A 22,030-nucleotide genomic window follows, 5' to 3' on the forward strand; every position below is an offset into this window, starting at 1 on the left:
TATTATTTAGTGTAACTGGGCTTTTATTCTTGCATTTGGAGTCAGTCTCTAATTAACTTAACCTAAGATTAATTAGAGATACTCATATGTTAGTGTTCGCACAACAGGGGATGACCAAATGAGATTGCAAGTAATGGTAACAAAAAGCGTTATAACTCTTTTCGCAATGGCGCTTGCAAGTAAAGGTTATGCACAAGATGTTACGCTCAATATCGTTGATCAATATGGGCAGCCTCTCACCAATGCAGTTGTAGAAATTGCTAGCAAAAGCAATAAAAAATTATCGCAGCAGTTACCTGTACTGATAATGGATCAAGTAGATAAGCAGTTTTCACCAACACTTTTGATTGCTCATCAAGGGCAGCAAGTGAACTTTCCTAATAGCGATAATATTCGCCACCACGTGTATTCTTTCTCTGAAGCTAAACCATTTCAGTTAAAGTTATATTCAGGGCAACCAGAAAATCCGATTACATTTGAAAATCAAGGGGTTGTGGTGCTTGGCTGTAATATCCATGACTCTATGCTAGGGTATATTTATGTTGCAAAAAGCGCTGATGTTTATCAAAGTGATGAGCGTGGAAATGTGCAACTAAGTGGCCTAACTTTGCCAGTACAGCTAACTCTTTGGCATTCTTTACAAAAGAACACACTTGAAGAAAAGCAGTCGCTAACGTTAGCTGTAAATTCGCCTCATAGTTTACAAGTAACACTGCAAACAACTGAGCCTAAGCCACGTAATACTTTTGGTAGTAAGTTTAAGGGTGGGAATGACTAATAGTTTAAAAAATCGCATAACTATTTTATGTGTAGGCTTAGTGTTATTAACTACAGTTATGAGCTTATTTAGTTTCTGGTGGTCGACTAGTCAATTTAATGAAAAAAAGGTCACCCAAGATATTAATGTGGCTGAAAATGTCTATAAGCAGTACTTAGCGTCGAAAGAAAGTTTATTGCTCACAGCTGCAAAAGTATTGACTGCTGATTTTGGTTTTAAACAAGCGGTTGCCACTAAGGATGCAAATACGATTAGTAGCGTATTGTATAATCATAGTCAGCGAATTAATGCTGATTTAATGTTGTTATTGGACTTATCAGGTAAGTTGGTATCAACTAATCGACAACAAGACTTTGATAATAATTTACAAGCGTTAATGAGTGAGTTGCTCAACAATACCGAGCAATCTAGCTTTGTTGTGCTAAATAATGAGCTATATCAGGTTATTTTATTACCTATTAAAGCCCCACGTACTATCGCGCACAGTTTAGTCGGCTTTAAAATTGATGATGAGGTTGCGGTTGAGCTAAAAAACTTAACCGGTATGGATGTAAGCTTTATTGCTAACAGCGATAATTTGGTTAAAAGCTCTTTGTTAGAGCGCCCGACGCCGTTTATTCCGACTGAATATTTTCATAAAACAACCACGCAACGAATTTTTGGTGAACAACTGGTATATCGCAATCGCGATGTACACCTACCTTCCCTTGACGATCATCCCGTTAATGTATTACTGAGTGCTGATCTAACGCAGAGTTACAGTGAATTTGAGCGATTGTTTTACACGCTAGTCATTCTTGCGTCTTTAACGATTTTTATCGGTGTTATTACCAGTAGTTTATTGGCCAAAAACTTAACCATGCCATTATCACAATTAGTGACTTTAGCGCGGCAGTTTGCCCGAGGAAACTACAGTGTTGACGCGATGAGCAAAAAGCAAAGCAATGAAATAGCTACATTAATAGATGCTTTTAAAAACATGGGTAATGATATTAAAGAGCGTGAACAACAAATTAGCTTTGCTGCAAAGCATGATTCTTTAACTGGTTTTTATAATCGTTCTGCAATGCTGGAAGTGTTGAGCGAAAATCTTCAACAAGACCAAGAATATACCTTAGTGGCAATTGATATTCGTGGCCTTAGGCATATTAACGATAAGCTAGGAGCTCGTATTGGCGATGACTGCTTAAAAGCTGTAGCTTTACGTATTGCTGAGTTTTCAGATGAGTTTGGTGGTTTACATGCACGTATTGGTGGGGATGAATTTTTAACCGCTTTTCCTAGTAGTGCGGGGCGTAATCTTAAAAGTGGTATAGTCGGATTAATGGCGCAGTTACAAGCGGGTTATACTATTCAAAAGCTTAAAATCAACTTACGCTTTAGTGCTGGTGTGGTGGAGTATCCTTCGCAAGGGTTACAAGCGGATGATTTAATGCGTCGGGTATTGATTGCTGTGGATAGTGCCGCCAGTGCTCATGAAAATATTCATTACTACCTGCCCGGAGAAGATGAAGCACATCTTGAAAGGCTCATCATGATCGATGAGCTCAAGCAAGCGATTCATGATGATGATGGTCAACTGTTTATGACCTATCAGCCTAAACTACATATCGCTACACAACAAATCAATAAAGTGGAATCGCTCATTCGTTGGCAACGCAAGGATGGTAGTTGGGTATCGCCGGAGCTATTTATTGATCTAGCTGAGCAATCGGGATTGATTGTTGACCTTACCGGTTGGGTGGTAAAAACAGTAATAGCACAGGTCGGACTTTGGCAACAGCAAGGCATTTATATGCAAGCTGCAATTAATGTTTCAGCCCAAGATATCGCTTATCCCGGCTTTCACTCCAATTTAATTCGTACTTTAAAACAGTTTTCAGTTGCACCTGCGCTTATCACGATTGAATTAACAGAGCGCGATATGATTGAAAATGAAGAAAAGGGCATTCACGCGCTGGAGAATCTTAAAGCGATCGGTGTCAAAATATCTCTTGATGATTATGGGGTTGGGCAAACATCGCTAGGGCGCTTGAAAATGTTACCTATTGACGAGCTGAAATTAGATAAATGTTTTATTCTTAAACTTGATGAATCTGAAAAGGATCAGTTTATTGTTGAATCCACAATTACCTTAGGTCATCAGCTTGGCTTCTCTGTCGTAGCCGAAGGGGTTGAAACATTAGGATCGCTAGAGCTGTTACAAAAAATGCAGTGTGATCATGTGCAAGGGTATTATCTAAGTCGTCCACTCAAAGCCGATGCGTTTGAGCAATGGTTGGAGCAGTATAATGAAAAAGCTTAAATTATTATTTTTAGCTGTTATCGCATTATCTGCATTTAATAGCTTTGCCTCAAAAGGCAAGCTGCTAGCAACGCCTGGAGTATCGCAAGTAGAAGGTAGTGGTGGTGGTGGTATCGTGCCTTGGGCGCAGCTTGCGGGTTATGCCAGCGAAGATGAGTTTTCTATTAATGGCTTTTGTAGTCGGGCTGATGTTACCGATTACAGCTTAGATGTATGCGGTGCCCAAGTTAACTTGTTTAATCGCGTTGAGCTTAGCTATGCACAGCAAAACTTTGCTGTGCCGGCGCTAAATACCGAGATAGAACAAGAAATCACCGGTGTTAAGATTAGGCTCTATGGTGATATTATTTATAGTGACTGGCCTCAAGTTACCTTGGGAGTACAACATAAATCACTTGATGATGGTGCAGTCGCTACATTAGTAGGGGCTAAGGATACCTCCGGTACTGATATCTACCTTGCTGCAAGCAAGCTACATTTAGGGGCCATTGCAGGTTATAACTGGTTTTGGAATGTTACCACGCGTTATAGTGAAGCAAATCAGCTTGGCTTACTTGGATACGGTGGAGCGAATAGCAATGAAAAACTCTTATTTGAAGCTAGTACTGCCATTTTTCTTAGTCGAGAAGTTGCTGTTGGAATAGAGTATCGTCAAAAATCAAATAATCTCGGATTGGGTGAGCAAGATTGGCAAGATGTATTTGTTGCTTGGATGCCAAATAAATACGTAAGTGTCACTGCCGCATACCTTGATTTAGGTAGTATTGCTGGAGCAAAAGACCAAACCGGTTGGTACTTATCGGTAACAGGATATTGGTAATGGAAAAAATACTAACAACGATAGTGTTAATAGCCAGCTTAGCTGGTTGTTCATCGGCTTCAAATCTAACGTTTTATCAGCAACTTGATGGTAAAGCAGGGCTACAAAGACTGGTTGATAGTTTCATTAATCAAATCGGTAATGACGAACAAATTATTCATTACTTTGAGCATGCAAATATTAGCCATTTCCGCGAAGGCTTTATTAATCATTTGTGTGTATTAACTGATGGGCCCTGTGAGTACACGCGTGATAGTATGGTTGATATTCATACTGGCATGCACATCACGGAGGCTGACTTTAATCATGTGGTTGATTTGTTAATCAATGCCATGAATGAACAAAATATTAGTCATACAGTGCAAAATAAAATACTCGCGAAAATGGCACCACTGAGAGCTGAAATTATTAAGATTTAGTGATCCAGTAACTTTAAAGCAGCTTCACTGACGTGATGTGGCTTTATTTCGTTAATAATATCTTTTTCAAGTAGCTGATCGCCATTTGCAATTAACGTAATGGCATTAGTTACTTTGGGTGCCACAACACTCCATGGCGAAGTTCCTAAGCCCACAACAGCAACAAAAGGAATATTGAATGCAGCTGCAATATGCATGGGACCAGAATCGATTGTCAGTAATAAATCAAGCTCACCGATAGCGTCTATCATAGTAATAATCGAGGTTTTCCCAGCAAGGACGACAGAGTCAATTTTTTGCTGGTTTAGCCGCTCCTGTAATTGTTGGGTATCTTCAAGCTCACCGTTATCACCAAAAATATAAAATGTGCAGTCAATATTTTTAGCTATATCAACCATTGCAACAAATGAAAGCTCATTAGGGTAATGACGCAAGCCTTTATTTTTTCCGCCAAAATAAACCCCGATAGATTTTTTGTTCTGTTTAGGGATTAACAGGCTCGGCTCTTTTACGATTGCTGTTTTTGGTATAGAGCTAAACGGATTACCATGTGGCTCATTCACAAGTCGGCAGTAGCGAAATATATAGTGGTGATTTTCGTCTAATTTCAGTTTGTGTGTTAACAGTGGTGAGCGACCATTTTTTGCATAACCTACTCGGTATTTGATACTTGCTAAAAAGCAAAGTATTGCTTCAGACAATGAGTTGCGCATAATTACTGCAAGCTCAATGTTAGCATTTTTGAGTATTTTTGCTTGTGCCCACATAGAGATGGGTTTGTTATTATCAAAGCGTTCATCCACGATAACACAGTAGTCAGTCTCGCGTTTAAACATCTCAGCTAAGTGAGGTCTAACAAATAAGATAATGCTTTTAGTTGGATAAAGGTCTTTAAGTAGTTGTAAAGCCGGTGTGCAATTGACTGCATCACCAATAAATTTTGGTAGTACTACTAAAATATTGCCTGCTATTTGGCTGCTTACTATTTGTTGATTATTTTTTTTCATCTAAGTTTAGCCTTTAGAACTGTCAATATTAAGATATTTTAAAATCATCTTTGTATCACATTGTTTGCAATATAATGCCTAGTATAAATGTATATAATTGTAGAAAAAATATTTTTTAGTTTATTCTTGATAATTTAAGTAATTTACAGTGTATATAGAAACTGGCAAAATTATTGTGCAAAATGTACCGTAACTATTTTAATAATAGGCTCTGGTAGAGAAGGCTTAGTAATATGTAACAGAAGTAAAGGAACACAATGAAAAACATAGTAACTTGCCAATGGCTAAACGAGCACTTAAACGACCCAAAGCTGGTTATCTTTGATGCTGGCATGGTGCGCCCAGGTAAGCTGGGTGAGTATAAACCGCAGGCTAAGTTGCCAAATGCACAGCGTTTTGACTTTAAAAAGCAATTAGCCGATCAAGACAATCCGCTACCGCATACCATGTGCAGTGCGGAGCAATTTACTCAGCAGATGCAGTTAATGGGGGTTGATAAAGATTCCTTAGTTATCATCTACGAAGACCAAGGCTTATTTAGTGCTGCAAGAGGTTGGTGGATGTTTAAAGCCATGGGCTTTGATAATGTCAAAGTACTCAGTGGTGGCCTTGCTAAGTGGCAGTCGTTGGGTTATTTAACGCAAATTGAATATAGTCGCCATTATCATAAAGGTAACTTTGTTGCCAAACCGCGAGTTGGTTACTTTATTGATGCGGCTGCAGTCTTTCAGGGCATAGATGATGAACATACCGTACTACTTGATGCACGAGGTTATCAGCGTTATTTAGGTGAAATGGCAGAGCCGAGAGCTGGGATGCGCAGCGGCCATATTCCTAATAGCCGCGCTTTACCTTTTGTTGAATTATTGGATGATGGCGAAGCAAAACCATTCGTTGACATTAAAGCTGCTTTCGAGGCTGTACTTGGCGATCAAGCAGATCTGCAAACTACCTTGCAATTTAGTTGTGGCTCCGGCGTTACTGCATGTATCTTGGCGTTATTTGCCGATGAGTGTGGATATGAAAATCTGCATGTTTATGACGGCTCATGGAGTGAGTGGGGCGGCCGAGACGAACTACCTATCGAAACGGGTCCCTGTCCTTCGCGTTAAACGCAAATCCGTAGTGCTGCCAGTAATCAATGGCTTTTTTATTGATAGGCTGGCGTACTTGTACTTTGCTTGCTGTTGCCGACGGGCTATGTTGTTTATGAAAATCCAGACACTTAACTTGCCAAGGTAAATCACAAAAATCATAGAGCTGTTGCGTGCTTGTGATTGGCTCTGATACTAATGTTTCGTATTGCATAATCATCACATTATCCGGGTGTTTTGCTGCAAAATGATTTATCAAAGAGCTGTAATCTTGATAAAAACTATCGATGTCTTGCAGGTTATAGCTATAGTGATGAAACGCACTGGCTGGGCTGTACAGTTGGCGGTAATTAGCTATACAGCTAGCTTTTCGGCCTCGTTGCATGCAAATGATTTTAGCCTTCGGGAAAGCCGCTAAAATTAAATCGATATAGTAAAAATTAAATGGCTGTTTGTCGCAGCTGCGTAGCTGTGGTGCTACTAGTTGACTAATACGCTGTTTATACTGACTCAACTGCGCCATTAACGCAGCATTTTTATATGCATCATTGAGCACCACGCTATTTAATGCCTGAGCATTATTACCTTGGCAAAGCTGGGCAATATCATTGAGTTCACCAACACCTTGCACCAAATCTGATTGATTCATTATTTTTTCTAGCAAAGTAGTCCCTGAGCGCGGCATACCAACAATAAATATCGGGGTAAAATCGCTGTCGCTTAAGGGCGGCGTATACTCGTGACTTAAGGTTATTAGTTGCTGGCAAAATGCTTTGTGAGCTTGCGCATCATATTTTACATGCTGACAGATCGCTTGCTTACTTGTAGTAAAGTGGGCAAAGGCTTGCTTATAATCAGCGCAGTGCTCGTAATTGAGTGCAATCGCATGGTGCAGAAATTGTTGCTGCATCGGCGTTTTAGCGTATTCGGTTAAAGTTAACAGCTGTTGTAAATGCTGCTTAGCCTGCTTGTTATTGTTAAGTTCAGCGAGCGAGTAGTGAGCTTGAAGATGCTGCGGATGTAACTCTGTAAGTGTACGCAGTAGCTGTATAGCATCATTCAATTGCCCCATGATTTTATAGGCCACAGCTAAGTTATAACTTATTTGCGGATTGTTAGGGGCTTGTTGATAGGCCCGTAATTGCCACTCGAGCGCCAGTGGATAATGGCCTAAACGAGTCAGTACATTAGCAATTAAATCGCATTCAATAACTTCATAATATGGATGTTTTATTGCTTCAGTTATATATTGCTGCGCATCTAACAGCTGCCCGCGCAGTACGGCAAACTTGGCTGAGTGAGCAAAATATAAAGGTAGGGGCGTAATACTAATCGCTTTGTTTAAGAGTTTATTTGCTTTGCTTATATCATTTGCTGCAACATTTACTTGCGCCAGCAAAAAATAGCTAAAGTGATCATCTGGTGTGTTTTTAATATTACTGATCAGTAATAAATGCGCGTCATTAAGCTTGCTATGATTAATAGCGTGCTCAATTTGTTGTTGTAGGTTTTTTTGTATCGATGTCAGCATGGCAATAAGCATAAAAGCCTTGGCGTAAAACACCAAGGCTTTTTTAATTTATAGATAACCGTTATTACAGTTCAAAGTTATACGTAAACTTCATGCCGATAGTACGCGGTGTTGTAGTGTAGTGACCATACACACGTTGTAGTTCAGGAAGTTCTTTCGAATCAATCCAAGACTTATCTCGACGTACAGAGGTGAACGCGTACTTATCGAATAAGTTATCAACATAGAGAGTGGCCGACCACATATCACCGGTTAGCTTGGCAGATAAGTTACTCAAGGCATAGCCTGCAAGCGTTTCACCATCAGCTTTTAAGCCAATTTTAGTGATCGTATCGCTCTGTGCTGTTATACCGTAATTTACGCTTAAAAGTTTATTATCTAATACATCTTGTTCGTAACGCAGACCAAACGAGAATTGATGCTCAGGCGCACCTGGCAAGCGGTCGCCATCTTCACCGCCTTGTACTCCTGCACCAAATACATCAGGAGAATCTTCAGTTAATTGCGCTTTGGCATAAGCGTATGTGGCATAAGCAGTCCAGTTATCCGCGATGATTGCACGGCTTGAAACTTCAACCCCTTTAGAGTTAGCAGTAGCTGCATTTGAGGTAATCAACTCCTGACCATTTACGGTTGTGCTACCGATTTGCGCGTCTTTCCAATCAACATTAAATAATGCCGCGTTAAAGTGTAGGCGGTTTTTAAACCAGCTCGATTTAAAACCAAGTTCATAATTTACAGTGGTATCAGGTTCATAACCAATTTCATTTGGTAGAGCACAGACAATTTGTTGTTCAGGTAACACATCAGGGCAAGGAGCTAGGCCGTTGCCACCACCAATCCTAAAGCCTTCACTAACGGTAAAATAGGCCAGTACACCAGTTTCAAAAGTGTAATTAGCGTTAAATTTAAATAAGTTACCGTTATCACTGGCGCTCGTATTCACCATTGCAAGTTGATCTAATGATGAAAAATCACCTGAATACAACGGTGTGGCTGAGCCTGAAGTAGTGGATACATCATATTCGTAAAAACGCGCACCAAGGGTTACATTGAATTGATCGGTAAACGCATAACCTACTTCACCAAATAGTGCTTTTTCAGTGGTTTCAGAGTCACTGACTAAAATATACTCGAGATCTTGTTGTAGATTAGGAATATCATCGCCCCAAAACTCAGTTAATCCGGGTGTGTATTCGCGATCGTCTGAGTGAGTTTCAAGCTTGTTGTAGTAACCACCGACAATCCAGTTAAAAGCACTATCAGAGCTAGACACTAAACGAATTTCTTGAGTGAAACTATCACGTTTTGATGTATCCAAGGTTTGCGCAACAAACGCTGGAAATTCTGCATAACCAGTCCATATGTCGTAAAGCAAATCAGTTTGATCACGTTGTCCAGATTGCTCATAGCTTGACCAACCAGAGGCAGATACAAGTTCAGCAAAACCTAAATCCGCTTTAATTTCCAAGCTTAATAAGTCGTTTTCTTCTTCACCAGGCTCAAGTATCCGCGCGGCATTTTCATACTGGCCAACCATCCCTTGTAGGCCACTGCTGTCACTTAATGAATTATATTGCGATGTAGAATTACCGCCATTTTCTTGTTTTTGATAAAAATAGTTTAGCGTTGCTTCTACTGCTTCGCTGGCTTGCCAACGAAGTGATACACGACCTGTGGTAATTTGCTCATCATTTACATCACTGACACTGCGCAAGTTAGCACTGACATCTTGTGGGTTGGTAAAATCAGGGTTTGGGTTTGATACGCCTGGGTTTTGTACTACGAAGTTATAATCGATATAACCTGGGTTGGTGTAGTAATTGACGCTAGCGCGGATTGCCAATACATCGTCAATTAATGGCGTATTAAATACTAAACCAAACTCACCGCCAGTGCCGTCACTTTCGTTTAAGCTAAACACATCACCAGTGACTTGGCCTTCGGTAATATCGAGCTGAGGTTGTTTTAATAAGTAACGAATTGCACCACCTAATGTTCCAGCTCCGTATAAAGTACCCTGTGGGCCAATAAGTACTTCAACACGGTCTACGTCAGTTAAGCGTAAATCAATATTTAGTGGAATTTCACCCACGTAAGTGGCAACTGTACCGCCATCAGAAATACGATCAGAAGTATTAGTATTTAAGCCACGGACAATAATCGGTGAACCTTCACGGCCACCTTGATCAGAAATAGTTAAACCTGGCACCCAGCGTGCCACATCTTCAAGATCACCAATGTTTTGATCTTTGATCACATCACCATCAAGGGCGGTAATATTAAGTGGTGCCTCTTGCACTGAGCCCGCACGACGAGTCGCGGTAATTTGAATTGTTTCTATTGCTTTTTCTGCTTGGGTTGTTGACTGCGCAGCAGCAAGATGGTGGCTATTAAATAAAATAGCAGAAACAGCTGATGCAAGAAGTGCTGGCCTAAAGGTGTTCATGTTCATTTTCCGAATAAGTTACAGTGATTTTATGCTTAAAAATCAAGCCAAGTTGATTATTTAAACAAAATACATTGGATATTTAGTGAATTTATATCCAATTATAGTGTATTTTTATTCTTTTCGTCATGCTTTATTTGTATGTTTATGCCGTTATTTTGAATAAATATCTAAGTGTTTTTGTAAGGACAGTTTTTACAGTTGTTTTTACAGCACTTTCCGCGCTTTAAGAAAAACCAACGACTGAATACCATATAACTATTTTGCATTTCATAATCGAGGTGTTCGATTAAATTATCGTTACTGTGAAAAGGCTTTGCGAAAGTAAGTTGTTCTTTGAGAGGGCGTTTATAGAGAGTATTTAGAAATTGGTTCATTTTCGCCAAGATACAATCTCTGCATAAACAGCTGGTGGTTGTACTATCAAGCGGTAAAATAGCAGGCAGCTCATTGCACCAACAGGCATTGATATCATCAACATTGCAGTTAAGAGTCGCTTGGCATTGCGAGCAGGCTAAAATAGTCATTAGATATATTTTAATCTTCAATGAAATAGTCAGTTACAGGATAACAGATAATTAAAAATGAACAGAGCACAAGCGTTAGCAGAATTCGTCACTTTTGGTAAACACAAAGACGAAGCCATAAGTATTATTGTTGCATCAACAATAGATAACCAGGGCCCAATTTACGTATTGACGCTTGCAACTGTTTTGGATGTGCTCACTCGCTGCCAAGCAGATGAGATTGATTTAGATGACCTGGAGTTGTGGGCGAATGTTATAGAATCTAGAACCGATATCGACTATAGCGCCGTCGAAGGGGTTATCTATGCCCTCAGCAACAGCGAACAAATGGGCGAGCTTGATAAGAGTAAAGTGGCGAAGTTGGTTGAATTATTAGCAAGTTAGTAGGGGCTTGGTTCTAGGGATATTGCGGCTAACTTCGCTTTGATATGGCTGAAAATAAAAAACGCGGCATAAAGCCGCGCCTACCATGCGATTGTTACCTGAGGAAATCACTTGCCTAGAGCCTTTTACCTAGCTCCTTTATCCTGCAGTCTATTACTTATGATATCCCAAGCAGGTTTCTACTTCGTTTTTCGAACCTAAAATTACCGCTACGCGTTGGTGGATAGCGTCGGGTTGAATATCCATAATGCGTTCTGTGCCAGTTGAAGCGATGCCGCCGGCTTGCTCGATCAGCATAGCCATTGGGTTTGCTTCGTAAAGTAGGCGTAGCTTATTTGGTTTGTTTGGATCTTTAGTGTCGGTTGGGTAGGTAAAAATACCACCGCGACATAACACGCGATGAACATCACCGACCATGGCGGCAATCCAGCGCATGTTAAAGTTACGCGCTCGTGGGCCTGTTTCGCCAGCCATTAAGTCATTTATGTAGTTTTGCATCGCAGGCTGCCAATGGCGTTGATTTGACGCATTGATGGCGTATTCGTTGGTCTCTTCTGGTACTTGGGCAAAATCTTGAGTTAATAAGAAGCTGCCGTGTGTTTTATCTAGCGTGAAGAAACGTGTACCTTTGCCAGTCGTTAATGCAAGCACTGTAGATGGGCCATATAATACATATCCCGCAGCGACTTGGCTTTTACCCGGTTGCATAAAGATACTTTGATCTGCAGGATCTGAGCCTTCAGGCGCTTTCATTACTGAGAAAATAGTACCAACCAATGAATTGATATCGGTATTTGATGAGCCATCAAGTGGGTCAAACGCAACGATATATTCTGCATTCGGGTTGCCAGCTACGGTGTAGTCTTCTTCTTCTGAGGCTATCGCTTTTACGTAGCCTGACTCCAGTAAAATATCTTTAAGTAGTTGGTTGGTCAGAACATCGAGTTTCTTTTGTGTTTCGCCTTGAATGTTTTCATCAAGCGTTGAACCTAGTACACCGGACAGGGCACCTTGGCCGACGCGGAACGAAATTTCTTTACAGGCCGCTAAAATCGTTCTGATCAATGAGATTAACTCTCTAGGGCAACCGTCTTCAAGTAATACCGGAGGTAGTCTACGCATTCTATTTTCCTGATAACGTTATGGGCCATGATAATCATAGGGTGAGAGGGATCATCACAGCAAGCGCTGAATTTCGTCTTAAATAACTGTATTTTAGGTGCAACATCCTATACTGGACACACCTTAACCGTATTTAAAACGCGAATAACAAAGATAAGATTATGCAAAAAATACCATTGATACGTTACATACTCTTTACTGTGTTGCTAACTATGATAACCCAAGCGCACGCAGCAATTAAGTCTATTAATGATTTTACTGAACAAATGAATCATTTTCCGGGCTACTTCTCTTTTTATTACGACACTCAAAACGGTAAAATTTATTTAAAAGTTGATAAACTCAAGCAGCAATTTTTATTACAGCAAAGCTTGCCTTATGGTGTCGGCTCTAACGATATTGGCCTTGATCGCGGCCAGTTAGGCAATACGCATCTAGTACAGTTTGAGCGCTTTGGCGATAAAGTGATGTTACGGGCTATTAATACCTACTACCGTGCAAATACCAGCAATAAAGCCGAACAAAAAAGTATTCAAGAAGCCTTTGCATCAAGTATTTTAGCGGGTTTTAAAGTGGTTGCACAAAGCCCGCAAGCTGTATTGATTGATTACACGCCCTATTTACTGAGCGATGTACATGGTGTGGGTCGAACGCTTGCTGCACGTAAACAAGGCAATTTTAGCCTTGATGAAAGTCGCAGTGCAGTAAATATGGATCGCTCAAAAGCGTTTATGAAAAATACTGAACTTGAAGCTGTGCTGACATTTAATGGCACTCAACCGGGTGAGTATATTCGTCAGGTCAGTGCTGACCCTTACGCATTAACCGTGCATATGCATCACTCTTTAATACAGTTACCTGATGATAATTACACGCCACGTGCGTTTCATCCGCAATCAGGTTATTGGAGTATTGAACATAAAGATTATGCCGCGCCATTAAGTGAATCAATGTTGGTACGTTATATCCCGCGTCATCGTCTAGCGAAAAAAGACCCAAGCTTACCTATTAGCGAACCCGTTGAGCCGATTATTTATTATTTAGATCCTGGTGCACCAGAGCCGGTAAAAACAGCGTTACTCGATGGCGCAAAATGGTGGGATGATGCGTTTTCTCAAGCGGGTTATAAAAATGCATTTATTGTTAAAGTGTTACCAGATAACGCCGATCCTATGGATGTGCGTTATAACGTGATCCAGTGGGTGCATCGTGCAACGCGCGGTTGGTCTTATGGCAGCTCGGTGATCGATCCGCGTACAGGTGAGATTTTAAAAGGTCACGTTACATTAGGCTCACTGCGTGTGCGCCAAGATATTTTAATTGCTGAAGCACTTGCAGCGCCTTATTTAAAAGGTAATGAAGTGGCAAAAACGTTACAAGCAATGGCACTTGATCGTATTCGCCAGCTCAGTGCTCACGAAATTGGTCACACACTTGGTATAGCGCATAATTTCTCTGCATCAGTGGCTGATCGTGCTTCGGTGATGGATTATCCGCACCCACTAGTGGGCTTTAATGACCAAGGTGAACTCGATGTGAGCCGAGGTTATGCACAAGGTATGGGGCAGTGGGATACGCAAGTTATAAAGTACGGTTACAGTGATTTTCGTAACCTTGATGAAGATGCAGAACTAAGTGCAATTTTAGCGGATAACCAAGCTAAAGGGCTGGAGTTTATTTCTGATAGTGATGCACGAGCGCAAGGTGGCGCGCATCCAACAGCACATTTATGGGATAACGGCAGTTCGCCAAGTGAAGAGCTATTAAGAGTGCTTGACGTAAGACAACAAGCACTCGCTAAATTTGGTATTAACAATATCAAAGAAGGAACCTCACTATCTCAGCTAGAAGAGATGCTGGTGCCGCTGTATTTATTCCATCGTTATCAGGTCGAGTCTGCTGTAAAACTGATTGCAGGTGTTGATTATGATTACGAAGTACGTGGTCAAGGTATGGTAAAAGGTGCACAAGTTGTTGCAAAGGCAACTCAACAGCTCGCTTTAAAGGCCATCTTAGCGACCCTAAATGCTGACAATTTAGTATTACCAGAATCAGTGTTAGCGCTAATTCCACCCAAGGCCTATGGCGAATCTAAAAGTCGAGAAAGCATTGTTGGCCGCACTGGCTTAACCTTAGATGCAATGGCGCTACCCGAAGTGGCTGCACAACATAGTTTAGCGTTATTGCTAAATAGCCAACGATTAAATCGTTTAGCACAGCAACAAGCGCGCAGTAATGCATTTTTTAGCTTAGATGAACTGCTTGCAAAAGTTTATCAGCAGGTGTTTTTGATTCAGAGCAAAAAAGGCATGGCAGGTAAAATCACTCAGCGGGTGCAGTTATTAACAGCAAAGCAGTTTGCTGATTTAGTCGCCAGTGATAAAGTTGCTCCAGAGGTGCAAGCTCAGTTGCGTTATTACTTAGTAAAACTGAGTAAGGCGTATCAGCAAGAGTCTTTACTTAGCAGTGCTGATGTTGGTGAAAGTGCGTTTAAGCAATACTTAGCCGATCAAATTAAACAGTTTCTGGCTACCGGCAATTGGCCTACAAATTTTACTGCATTACCAATTCCACCAGGATCACCAATTTAAATGTTAACTACAAGGCCCTAGAAGCTAGGGCCTAGTTTCTCTTGCATAAAACTGGTTTTTTGTTAACCTAGCCGCCTTCCATTTTTAGTCTTTTTGAGGTGTTTATGGCGTTTTTATCTCGTTCGATATTGGCGATGTCCATAGCACTATCAAGTCTTAATGTCAGCGCTAAAGCCGTGTGTGAAGTAGAGCTAAGGCATGGTTTGATCATCACTGATGATGTCATTCGTATTGTTGATAAGGGCCAAACCCGCGTACAAATAAATAATGATAATCAACTATTTATCCGTGGCTATTGGATTGATCTAACGTCAGATGAAACCCTAGTGTTAAAACAGTTTAGCGCGGGTATTCGCGATACGGTGCCTGAGTTGGTAGAGTTGGCAACTGACGGTGTTAATCTTGGCTTAAGTGCGATAGAGCAAGTTGTTGAAGGTATGTCGGACAAAGAGTCGGAAGTGCTAAAAACGCAACTGCAATATGTTGAGCGCGCTTTAATGGATAAATTTAAACGCGGTGATGATTTCTTTTTTATTGCCCCACAATCACTATCTAAAATTGATGATTTTTTTACCGAAGAGATCAGTCAAAAAATTCACTCTGCCGTTCATGGCTCTCTCGGCGCTATTTTAGTTTCTCTAGGTGATGCATTTAAGTCCCGCGAAGGTAATATTGAAGATCGTATTAATGACATGGGACAGCGCATGGATATTATTTCAAAAGAAATCGATAAGTCACTGCAGAAAAAAGCTCAACAGTTAGAGTTAAAAGCCTCAGAATACTGTGAATGTTTAAACTCGCTTGATGTCACCGAATCACGATTACAAATGATAGTACCAAGTATGGCTGATTTTGATTTAGTACAAATTAAATCTTAACTTAATCAATTCAATTAAAAAGCCCGCGTAATTAACGCGGGCTTTTTAATTTTAGGTAACCAATTACTAGGATCTAAACTTGCCTGTTTCAGCTTCTAAATCGCTCGTCAGTCCTTTTATCAAGTCCGTTGCAGCATGGGCTTGATGCGATAGGTCTGCGGTCTGTGAGGCGGTGTCAGAGATGGTCACAATGCGTCTTGCTGTGTCTTCCCCTGCATCGAGCTGCTCTTTAGCTGCAATGGCTATTTGATGGCTCATTTGTGCGATGGCACTCAAAGATGCAGCAACACGCTGCAACTCTTCACTGGCATCTTTAGATTTCGCTACGGTTTGTTCACTGGTGGCAATACTTAAGTTAACTGAAGTTTTTGCATCTTTCGTGGCGGATTGTAATTTACCGATCATAGTACGAATTTCTTCTGTGCTAGTTTGCGTGCGCTGCGCTAGTTGACGTACTTCATCCGCAACGACCGCAAAGCCTCTTCCTTGTTCACCAGCACGGGCAGCTTCAATGGCTGCATTGAGTGCTAACAGGTTAGTTTGCTCGGCAATACTTTGAATAACAGTAAGCACATTTGCAATATTATTTACTTCATCATCAAGGAGTTGGATGTTATTACCAGCGCTGTCAATTTGTTGCTCTAAAAGAGCTATGGTATTTGCTGCCTCAGCAGTTAAATGACTGGCATTTTGTCCTTGGCTTTCGGCTTCTTGTACTGAAAAGGCGGCTTGCTCGGCATGCTCAACCACTGTTTGCGCAGAGGCTGTTAGCTCAGTGATAGCTGATGCGACCATATGGGTTTCTTCGTTTAGGCTGCGGGTCAGTTTATCAAGCTCAGTTGAGCGGGATTCGTTATCTAAACTCTGATTTTTTAGACTATCAGTAACATCTTTAATACTGCCAACTACACCCCGTAGCCCTTGTTGCATATAGTGCATGGCAGCAATAATGCTTTCAGGTTGGGCGTCAGTACGAATATGCGAATTTAAGTTACCACGAGAAACTTGCTTAACAATACCAATTACCTCAGTGACTTCACCGCCTAACGCGTTGCTTAAAGAAATACCAAAGCGAGCAATTGCAGCAGTTAAAGCAAGGGCAATAAGTAGTGACAAGCCTAGTAACCACTTAGCGGTATTCCAGTAACGCTCATCAACTTCTTTTTCGCTGATCCCGGTACCAACATACCAACCAAAGTAAGGGGTTTTTTGCACCACAGAGGTTAGGTCAACGGTTTCACCATCACGGACAGAATCCCAATGATAGGTAATAATTTTGTTGGTTTGATTACCGACTAATTGTTCAACCATACGACCAATACTGTTACCGCTGGCATCTTTGAAATCATTAAAACTGGTGTTGTGTAGCTGCGGATCGTGAGGTGTAGCAATAAAGTCGAGTTTATCATTCACTACGTAGACATATTCACTGTCGTGGTATTTGTTTTCACGCAACATTTGCGTGGCAAAGTCACGCGCTTGTTGCTCGGTTAGTTGCCCATTTTTAGCAAGTAACTCAAATTGCTCGACAATATTTGTCGTGCTTTTCATGAGTTGATTGATACGGGCAATATTATCGTTTTCACTAGCGTGACGAAGAGATTGTAAGCCCAGTAATGCTATAGCATTGAGTGCTATAAACATTGCTCCAGCGAACAAGATTATTTTAGTTCTTAATGCTAAACCTGACAGCACATCGAGCCCCTTATTATTGTTATGACCATGATTTTCTACCATGTTTGTCGGCTAGATGTTAGCTTTAATTAACAATAATAACGGAATTAGACGTGATTTTTACTCAAGTTTCCACTGTAGGTAATTTAAAGTAAAATTTCTGCTGCGCTTAAGAGTCGATATTCTCCGCTGGCAAGGGTCTCATCAAGCTCGATATTTGCTACTTTTTCTCTATGTAATTCAACTACCTTATTACCGACTGCGGCGAGCATACGTTTAACCTGATGATATTTACCTTCGCAGATCGACAAACGCATACGGTATGTGGCAAGTTGCTCAGCAATTGCGGGTCTGGTTAGCTCTTTTTCGTTGTGTAATTGCACCCCTTGGCGCAGTTTTTCCAGCGCATCATCCGTTAGAGGTTCTTGCGTTTCAATTAGGTAAGTCTTGAATTTGTTATGTTTTGGGGAGGTGATTTTATGTGACCAATCGCCATCATTGGTAATGATCACAAGTCCAGTCGTATCGAGATCAAGCCGACCTGCAACATGAAAATCACTCATGTTAGGTTCATCGAGTAAATCAAATACCGTTGGGTGTAACTCGTCACTGTTAGCGCATACATAACCGACCGGTTTATTCAGCATATAATAACGTTTACCTAAAAAAACTAGCGGCTTACCTTGCCACAATACGTCATCAGTTGCTGTGATTGGATGATCATAAGCGCAGATCACCTCGCCATTTACGCTGGCATCTTTACGCTTTATTCCTGCCCTCGCTTTGGTGCGTGGCGTTTCTGCTAGATGGCTAATAAATTTATCTAGGCGGCAAGGGAATTTCATTGGGTTCACACTTCTAGTCGACTACAATGGCGGCGAGTATAACGGATCGTGATAACGCATGACAGTACACAGCGGACAAATATTAGCATATTATCAACAGCAAATAGCCACCGGTAAATTGCAATTTGATGATGCCCAATTAGCGGCGGTGAATGCACTAGACAATCTCGCAATTGCCATTGATAAACCGCATCATTGGTGGCAAAAATCGATATCTTTGCAGGGCATTTATTTGTATGGACCTGTTGGACGGGGTAAATCGATGCTAATGGATGTGTTTTTTGAGACTGTAGCTATTAAACAAAAAACACGGTTACACTTCCATCATTTTATTGCTCAAGTACATACTCGCCTAGGACAGTTGCAAGGGGTTAAAAACCCGCTGGATAAAATAGCCAATGAGTGGTCAGAAACGCTGAAACTAATTTGTTTTGATGAGTTTTTTGTCTCTGATATTGGCGATGCTATGATCATGGCTGGGTTATTTAAAGCCTTGTTTGCCAAAGGCATCGTTTTGGTTGCTACGTCAAATTGTCAACCTGAGCAGCTTTATTATAACGGCTTGCAGCGAGCGCGCTTTTTACCCACCATAGCGTTAATTAAAGCGCATTGTCATATTATTAATGTCACTGGCACTGTTGACCACCGATTTCGTTTTGGAAAGCACGCGACTCATTATTTTAACAGCTCGGCTAACTCTGAACTGGATGCTGATTTTTTGGCTTTTGCAGATAACTTACAAACAGCAACTGATATTACTATTTACGGGCGTAAACTAGCGTGTTTAAGGCTCAGCAATAATGCCATTATGTTTGATTTTATGGCGTTGTGCTCAGGCCCGCGTAGTACCGCTGATTATATTCATTTAGCAAAGTACTATCAGCGTGTATATATTTGTAATGTACCAGTAATGGGCGCTGCGGCGACAGGTAAGCAAATAGTGCATGGTATTGAAGATAGCTATCAGCGTGAAAAACAAGATTTAAAAGAACATACACTAGACGATGAAGCGCGACGCTTTATTGCCTTAGTGGATGAATTTTACGACCGTGGCAAGTTATTGATACTGAGTAGCGAGGTTGGCATTGCTGATTTATATCAAGGTCAAAAGTTAGCATTTGAATATGCCCGTACAGAATCTCGGCTAATAGAAATGCAAAACTGGTAGTCACTCTATTAATTATAAACCTTTACTATCTACTTATAAGTGAGAGTTGCATTCTCTTTATCTGTAGTAGCTCATATCTGATTTTGCAGTTTTGACGAATAGGTTTAGATTTAATCTGACAGGCAGCTATGAGCGAACAGCGGTCATTCAGGAGACTTGCCGTCAGCTAATTAAGACTAAGAGGGTACTTTCCCCTTTTTTACATATTTAAATAAGTTACATTAAGCATAATATTTATATGTGGCAATAACTTATAGTTTTTGTTATTAATAAAAGCTCATAAAATAAGAATGTTTTCGCGCTAAAATAGGGAAAGAGTCCTTTGATAAAGAATGTTATAAGTTATAGGAAGTAAAGCAGATGTCAAAAGAGCCTGTATCTCATCATTATTTGCCACAGTTTTATCTTAAGTCGTTTGCTTTTGAGTTCACAAAAAAGAAAAAATTATATCGTGTGTACTCCTATGATAAAGAGTTTCACCGTGTTGTAATACCAAAAACAACTAAGGAAATATGTTGCGAAAGGCACAGAAATACTTTAGACATGCTTGGTGAAAAGGACTTTTTTATTGAAAAGTCTTTTTCAGAGCTAGAATCAATAATGTCGGAGTTCTTTAAAGTTACTACGAGTTACTGTAATAAGTTAGAAGAAATAAAAAAAAGAAAGTTAAAAATTAGGGATAAAGACAAATTAAAAGAAACAAGGTATTTATGTAGTCTGGATAAATTAATGGATGAGCCTTATTATTTTAGGCTGTTTAACTACTTTATTTCAGTTTTCTATTGGCGATTGACTATACATGACGGATATTTTGAATTAAACACAACAGAAAGCTACCTATCTGAATCTATTAGCTCTTTTTTGCAAAAGTCTAACCAAATTGAAATCATAGACTTTAACCTTGTTCCTGAGTTTTTGAATGAAATAAAGCATGACATTTATCTTCCATTTGTATTTGGCGAAGAAAAAAATCTCATGAAAGTCTATAAGAGTCTTATTTTTCCATTGTCGGGCGTTTACATTAATAAAAAAAAATACCACAAGTTGTGCCAAGTTTACCTTCCAGAACAAATAATTGTCAGCTCTGATGCTCCATTTATCACTAGTGGTCGCGGGGTAAGCTTGGAACAAGAGTTTATTTTTACTTGGTCACCTAACTTAGCTTATATTAATTTTAATTACCAAGCGCAGTTAAAGATTACGAATGTAGCTGATTGGGCATTTAAGTTATCAGTACTAAATTATTTACAAGCAAAAAGATTTGTATTTTGCAATGATAAGCCAACATTAGAAAATGTGATTAATTATGCGAATCTGAGGTATGGAAATCAAGGGCTTAGTGACTTAAAGAAAGAGTTGTGGGCTCTGATGGAGTAACTTATAACAAACGCTTTAAGACGGATTCTCAACGCTCGGCGGTTTTGGTCTGATTGAGCTTTTGTGTTTACGATGTAACAGTCGAGTGTTGTGGTAGCGTTGCTCACACTTAAGTAGGCGTTAAGCATTTTTCAGGGCATTGAGATAATAAATGAACATTAATTTTTTTTCGGATTTGTCAGATGAGCTTCAAGCAGCTCTTAAGGAATGCGGCTTAAATGTCCCTTCGCCAGAACAATTACGTCAACAAGATAAACGTTCTGATGAATTAAAAGATAAGATCGAAAACTACGACTTACACAATCTATTGCATCACTTTTTTACTGTTTATACTCGGCGTATATCTGTACGCAAATGGAATGTCCATGTATCAGACAAACTGTCGGAGTCGAGTGAAATTATCGAGATAGTTAACAAGCTGTCACATGGTAATGACATAAATATTTTGTCAAGTAATAGAATAAGGAAATTGAATCAATCTAAGTTTGCTGATTTACTTCTCTCAGAGTGGGGAATACATCATTTGCACTTTGATGAGAGTAGAAGTAATGAGCTGCTTTTTATTTACTTTAGTGAAAGTGATGCTTATCTGATCGACATCTTGCAGCATGAAAAAGCTGATGGTTCGGTGGTGACTTGGACTAATACTGATTTAATTCAGGTGATGCATGATAATTGGCCAAGTGTGTTGAAGCCATATGTTTTGAAAACAAACTCTCAATCGCCAGTTTTAACAACTAAGGAAAGAAGAGCCTTAAGGAATAAAGCTGCAAACACTACCATAGTGGTAAACGATGGTACTGAGTATATGCCTATGGGAGGTGGTTACTCAGCAAGTAATCACCCAACCAGTGCTATTGTGCAGTCTGATTCTTTGTATCTAACAGTCAAGCAGTTACAAAAGACTGTTGAAGAAAATTACCCTGCTATTCAACAAGCTCTTTCTCCATATACATCCAGTCCGAATTTGGAGCTAAAACTCGGTACCAACCTAGAAGCAATAGTGGTAGAAGTTGTTCATAAAGTTCAGCTTAATTTGCAATAGGGAAAAACGCATAACA

The 22,030-nt window shown here is 40.2% G+C and carries 18 protein-coding genes; 11 read left to right on the forward strand and 7 right to left on the reverse strand.

Going from position 1 to position 22,030, the window contains the following annotated elements; translation table 11 throughout:
- Positions 1-118: 118 nt before the first annotated feature.
- The 4 genes from H5186_RS03100 to H5186_RS03115 are packed head-to-tail and all read left to right on the forward strand — an operon-like array spanning position 119 to position 4,322.
- Positions 119-778 carry a methylamine utilization protein gene (locus H5186_RS03100; RefSeq protein WP_182718339.1) on the forward strand — a complete coding sequence of 220 codons (660 nt, stop codon included), beginning with the start codon at positions 119-121 and terminating at the stop codon, positions 776-778.
- Positions 771-3,083 carry an EAL domain-containing protein gene (locus tag H5186_RS03105; protein WP_182767281.1) on the forward strand — a complete coding sequence of 771 codons (2,313 nt, stop codon included), beginning with the start codon at positions 771-773 and terminating at the stop codon, positions 3,081-3,083. Before H5186_RS03100 ends, H5186_RS03105 begins: the two co-directional genes overlap by 8 nt.
- Positions 3,070-3,903, forward strand: a complete 834-nt coding sequence (locus tag H5186_RS03110) for a DUF3034 family protein (RefSeq protein WP_182794109.1) — start codon at positions 3,070-3,072, stop codon at positions 3,901-3,903. Before H5186_RS03105 ends, H5186_RS03110 begins: the two co-directional genes overlap by 14 nt.
- Complete coding sequence (locus tag H5186_RS03115) at positions 3,903-4,322, forward strand: group 1 truncated hemoglobin (RefSeq protein ID WP_182718336.1); 420 nt, start codon at positions 3,903-3,905, stop codon at positions 4,320-4,322. Before H5186_RS03110 ends, H5186_RS03115 begins: the two co-directional genes overlap by 1 nt.
- On the opposite strand, the gene H5186_RS03120 is transcribed toward H5186_RS03115, so the two are convergent.
- Positions 4,319-5,329 (reverse strand): glycosyltransferase family 9 protein, encoded by a 1,011-nt coding sequence (locus tag H5186_RS03120; protein WP_182718335.1) that lies wholly within the window; start codon positions 5,327-5,329, stop codon positions 4,319-4,321. The genes H5186_RS03115 and H5186_RS03120 overlap by 4 nt on opposite strands.
- Positions 5,330-5,586: 257 nt before the next feature.
- Between H5186_RS03120 and H5186_RS03125 the strand changes: the two genes are divergently transcribed.
- Positions 5,587-6,441: a sulfurtransferase gene (locus H5186_RS03125; protein WP_182718334.1), complete on the forward strand. Its 855-nt coding sequence runs from the start codon at positions 5,587-5,589 to the stop codon at positions 6,439-6,441.
- On the opposite strand, the gene H5186_RS03130 is transcribed toward H5186_RS03125, so the two are convergent.
- From H5186_RS03130 to H5186_RS03140, 3 genes are all read right to left on the reverse strand, one after another.
- Positions 6,410-7,954 (reverse strand): tetratricopeptide repeat-containing sulfotransferase family protein, encoded by a 1,545-nt coding sequence (locus H5186_RS03130; protein ID WP_259400275.1) that lies wholly within the window; start codon positions 7,952-7,954, stop codon positions 6,410-6,412. The two genes, H5186_RS03125 and H5186_RS03130, sit on opposite strands and share 32 nt — an antisense overlap.
- 64 nt (positions 7,955-8,018) lie before the next feature.
- Positions 8,019-10,403, reverse strand: a complete 2,385-nt coding sequence (locus H5186_RS03135; protein ID WP_182794111.1) for a TonB-dependent receptor — start codon at positions 10,401-10,403, stop codon at positions 8,019-8,021.
- Positions 10,404-10,573: 170 nt separating this feature from the next.
- Positions 10,574-10,930, reverse strand: coding sequence for a DUF5522 domain-containing protein (locus H5186_RS03140; RefSeq protein WP_182761848.1), 357 nt, complete (start codon positions 10,928-10,930; stop codon positions 10,574-10,576).
- Positions 10,931-10,987: 57 nt separating this feature from the next.
- Here H5186_RS03140 and H5186_RS03145 point away from each other — a divergent pair, with 57 nt between their 5' ends.
- Positions 10,988-11,314: a hypothetical protein gene (locus H5186_RS03145; protein WP_182794112.1), complete on the forward strand. Its 327-nt coding sequence runs from the start codon at positions 10,988-10,990 to the stop codon at positions 11,312-11,314.
- 153 nt (positions 11,315-11,467) lie between these two features.
- Here H5186_RS03145 and H5186_RS03150 read toward each other — a convergent pair whose 3' ends face one another.
- Positions 11,468-12,436 (reverse strand): class 1 fructose-bisphosphatase, encoded by a 969-nt coding sequence (locus H5186_RS03150; protein WP_145234740.1) that lies wholly within the window; start codon positions 12,434-12,436, stop codon positions 11,468-11,470.
- A gap of 161 nt (positions 12,437-12,597) precedes the next feature.
- Here H5186_RS03150 and H5186_RS03155 point away from each other — a divergent pair, with 161 nt between their 5' ends.
- Positions 12,598-15,027, forward strand: a complete 2,430-nt coding sequence (locus H5186_RS03155) for a zinc-dependent metalloprotease (protein ID WP_182794113.1) — start codon at positions 12,598-12,600, stop codon at positions 15,025-15,027.
- A gap of 104 nt (positions 15,028-15,131) precedes the next feature.
- Complete coding sequence (locus H5186_RS03160) at positions 15,132-15,905, forward strand: YggN family protein (RefSeq protein WP_149983146.1); 774 nt, start codon at positions 15,132-15,134, stop codon at positions 15,903-15,905.
- A gap of 66 nt (positions 15,906-15,971) precedes the next feature.
- Here the strand turns inward: H5186_RS03160 and H5186_RS03165 are convergent, their stop codons facing one another.
- Entirely contained in the window at positions 15,972-17,642 is a 1,671-nt protein-coding gene (locus H5186_RS03165) for a methyl-accepting chemotaxis protein (protein ID WP_182718327.1), read from the reverse strand.
- Between the two features lie 83 nt (positions 17,643-17,725).
- Positions 17,726-18,424, reverse strand: a complete 699-nt coding sequence (rsuA, locus tag H5186_RS03170) for a 16S rRNA pseudouridine(516) synthase RsuA (RefSeq protein WP_182718326.1) — start codon at positions 18,422-18,424, stop codon at positions 17,726-17,728.
- A gap of 58 nt (positions 18,425-18,482) precedes the next feature.
- Between rsuA and zapE the strand changes: the two genes are divergently transcribed.
- From zapE to H5186_RS03185, 3 genes are all read left to right on the forward strand, one after another.
- On the forward strand, positions 18,483-19,592 hold the full coding sequence (zapE, locus tag H5186_RS03175; RefSeq protein ID WP_182767275.1) for a cell division protein ZapE: 1,110 nt from the start codon (positions 18,483-18,485) through the stop codon (positions 19,590-19,592).
- A gap of 360 nt (positions 19,593-19,952) precedes the next feature.
- Entirely contained in the window at positions 19,953-20,969 is a 1,017-nt protein-coding gene (locus H5186_RS03180; protein WP_182794114.1) for a DUF4238 domain-containing protein, read from the forward strand.
- Positions 20,970-21,120: 151 nt separating this feature from the next.
- Positions 21,121-22,014: a hypothetical protein gene (locus H5186_RS03185; protein ID WP_182794115.1), complete on the forward strand. Its 894-nt coding sequence runs from the start codon at positions 21,121-21,123 to the stop codon at positions 22,012-22,014.
- Positions 22,015-22,030: the final 16 nt, after the last annotated feature.

Origin of the sequence: Pseudoalteromonas sp. SG41-2 (assembly GCF_014164535.1) — a bacterium.
Taxonomy (GTDB): Bacteria; Pseudomonadota; Gammaproteobacteria; order Enterobacterales; family Alteromonadaceae; genus Pseudoalteromonas; species Pseudoalteromonas rhizosphaerae.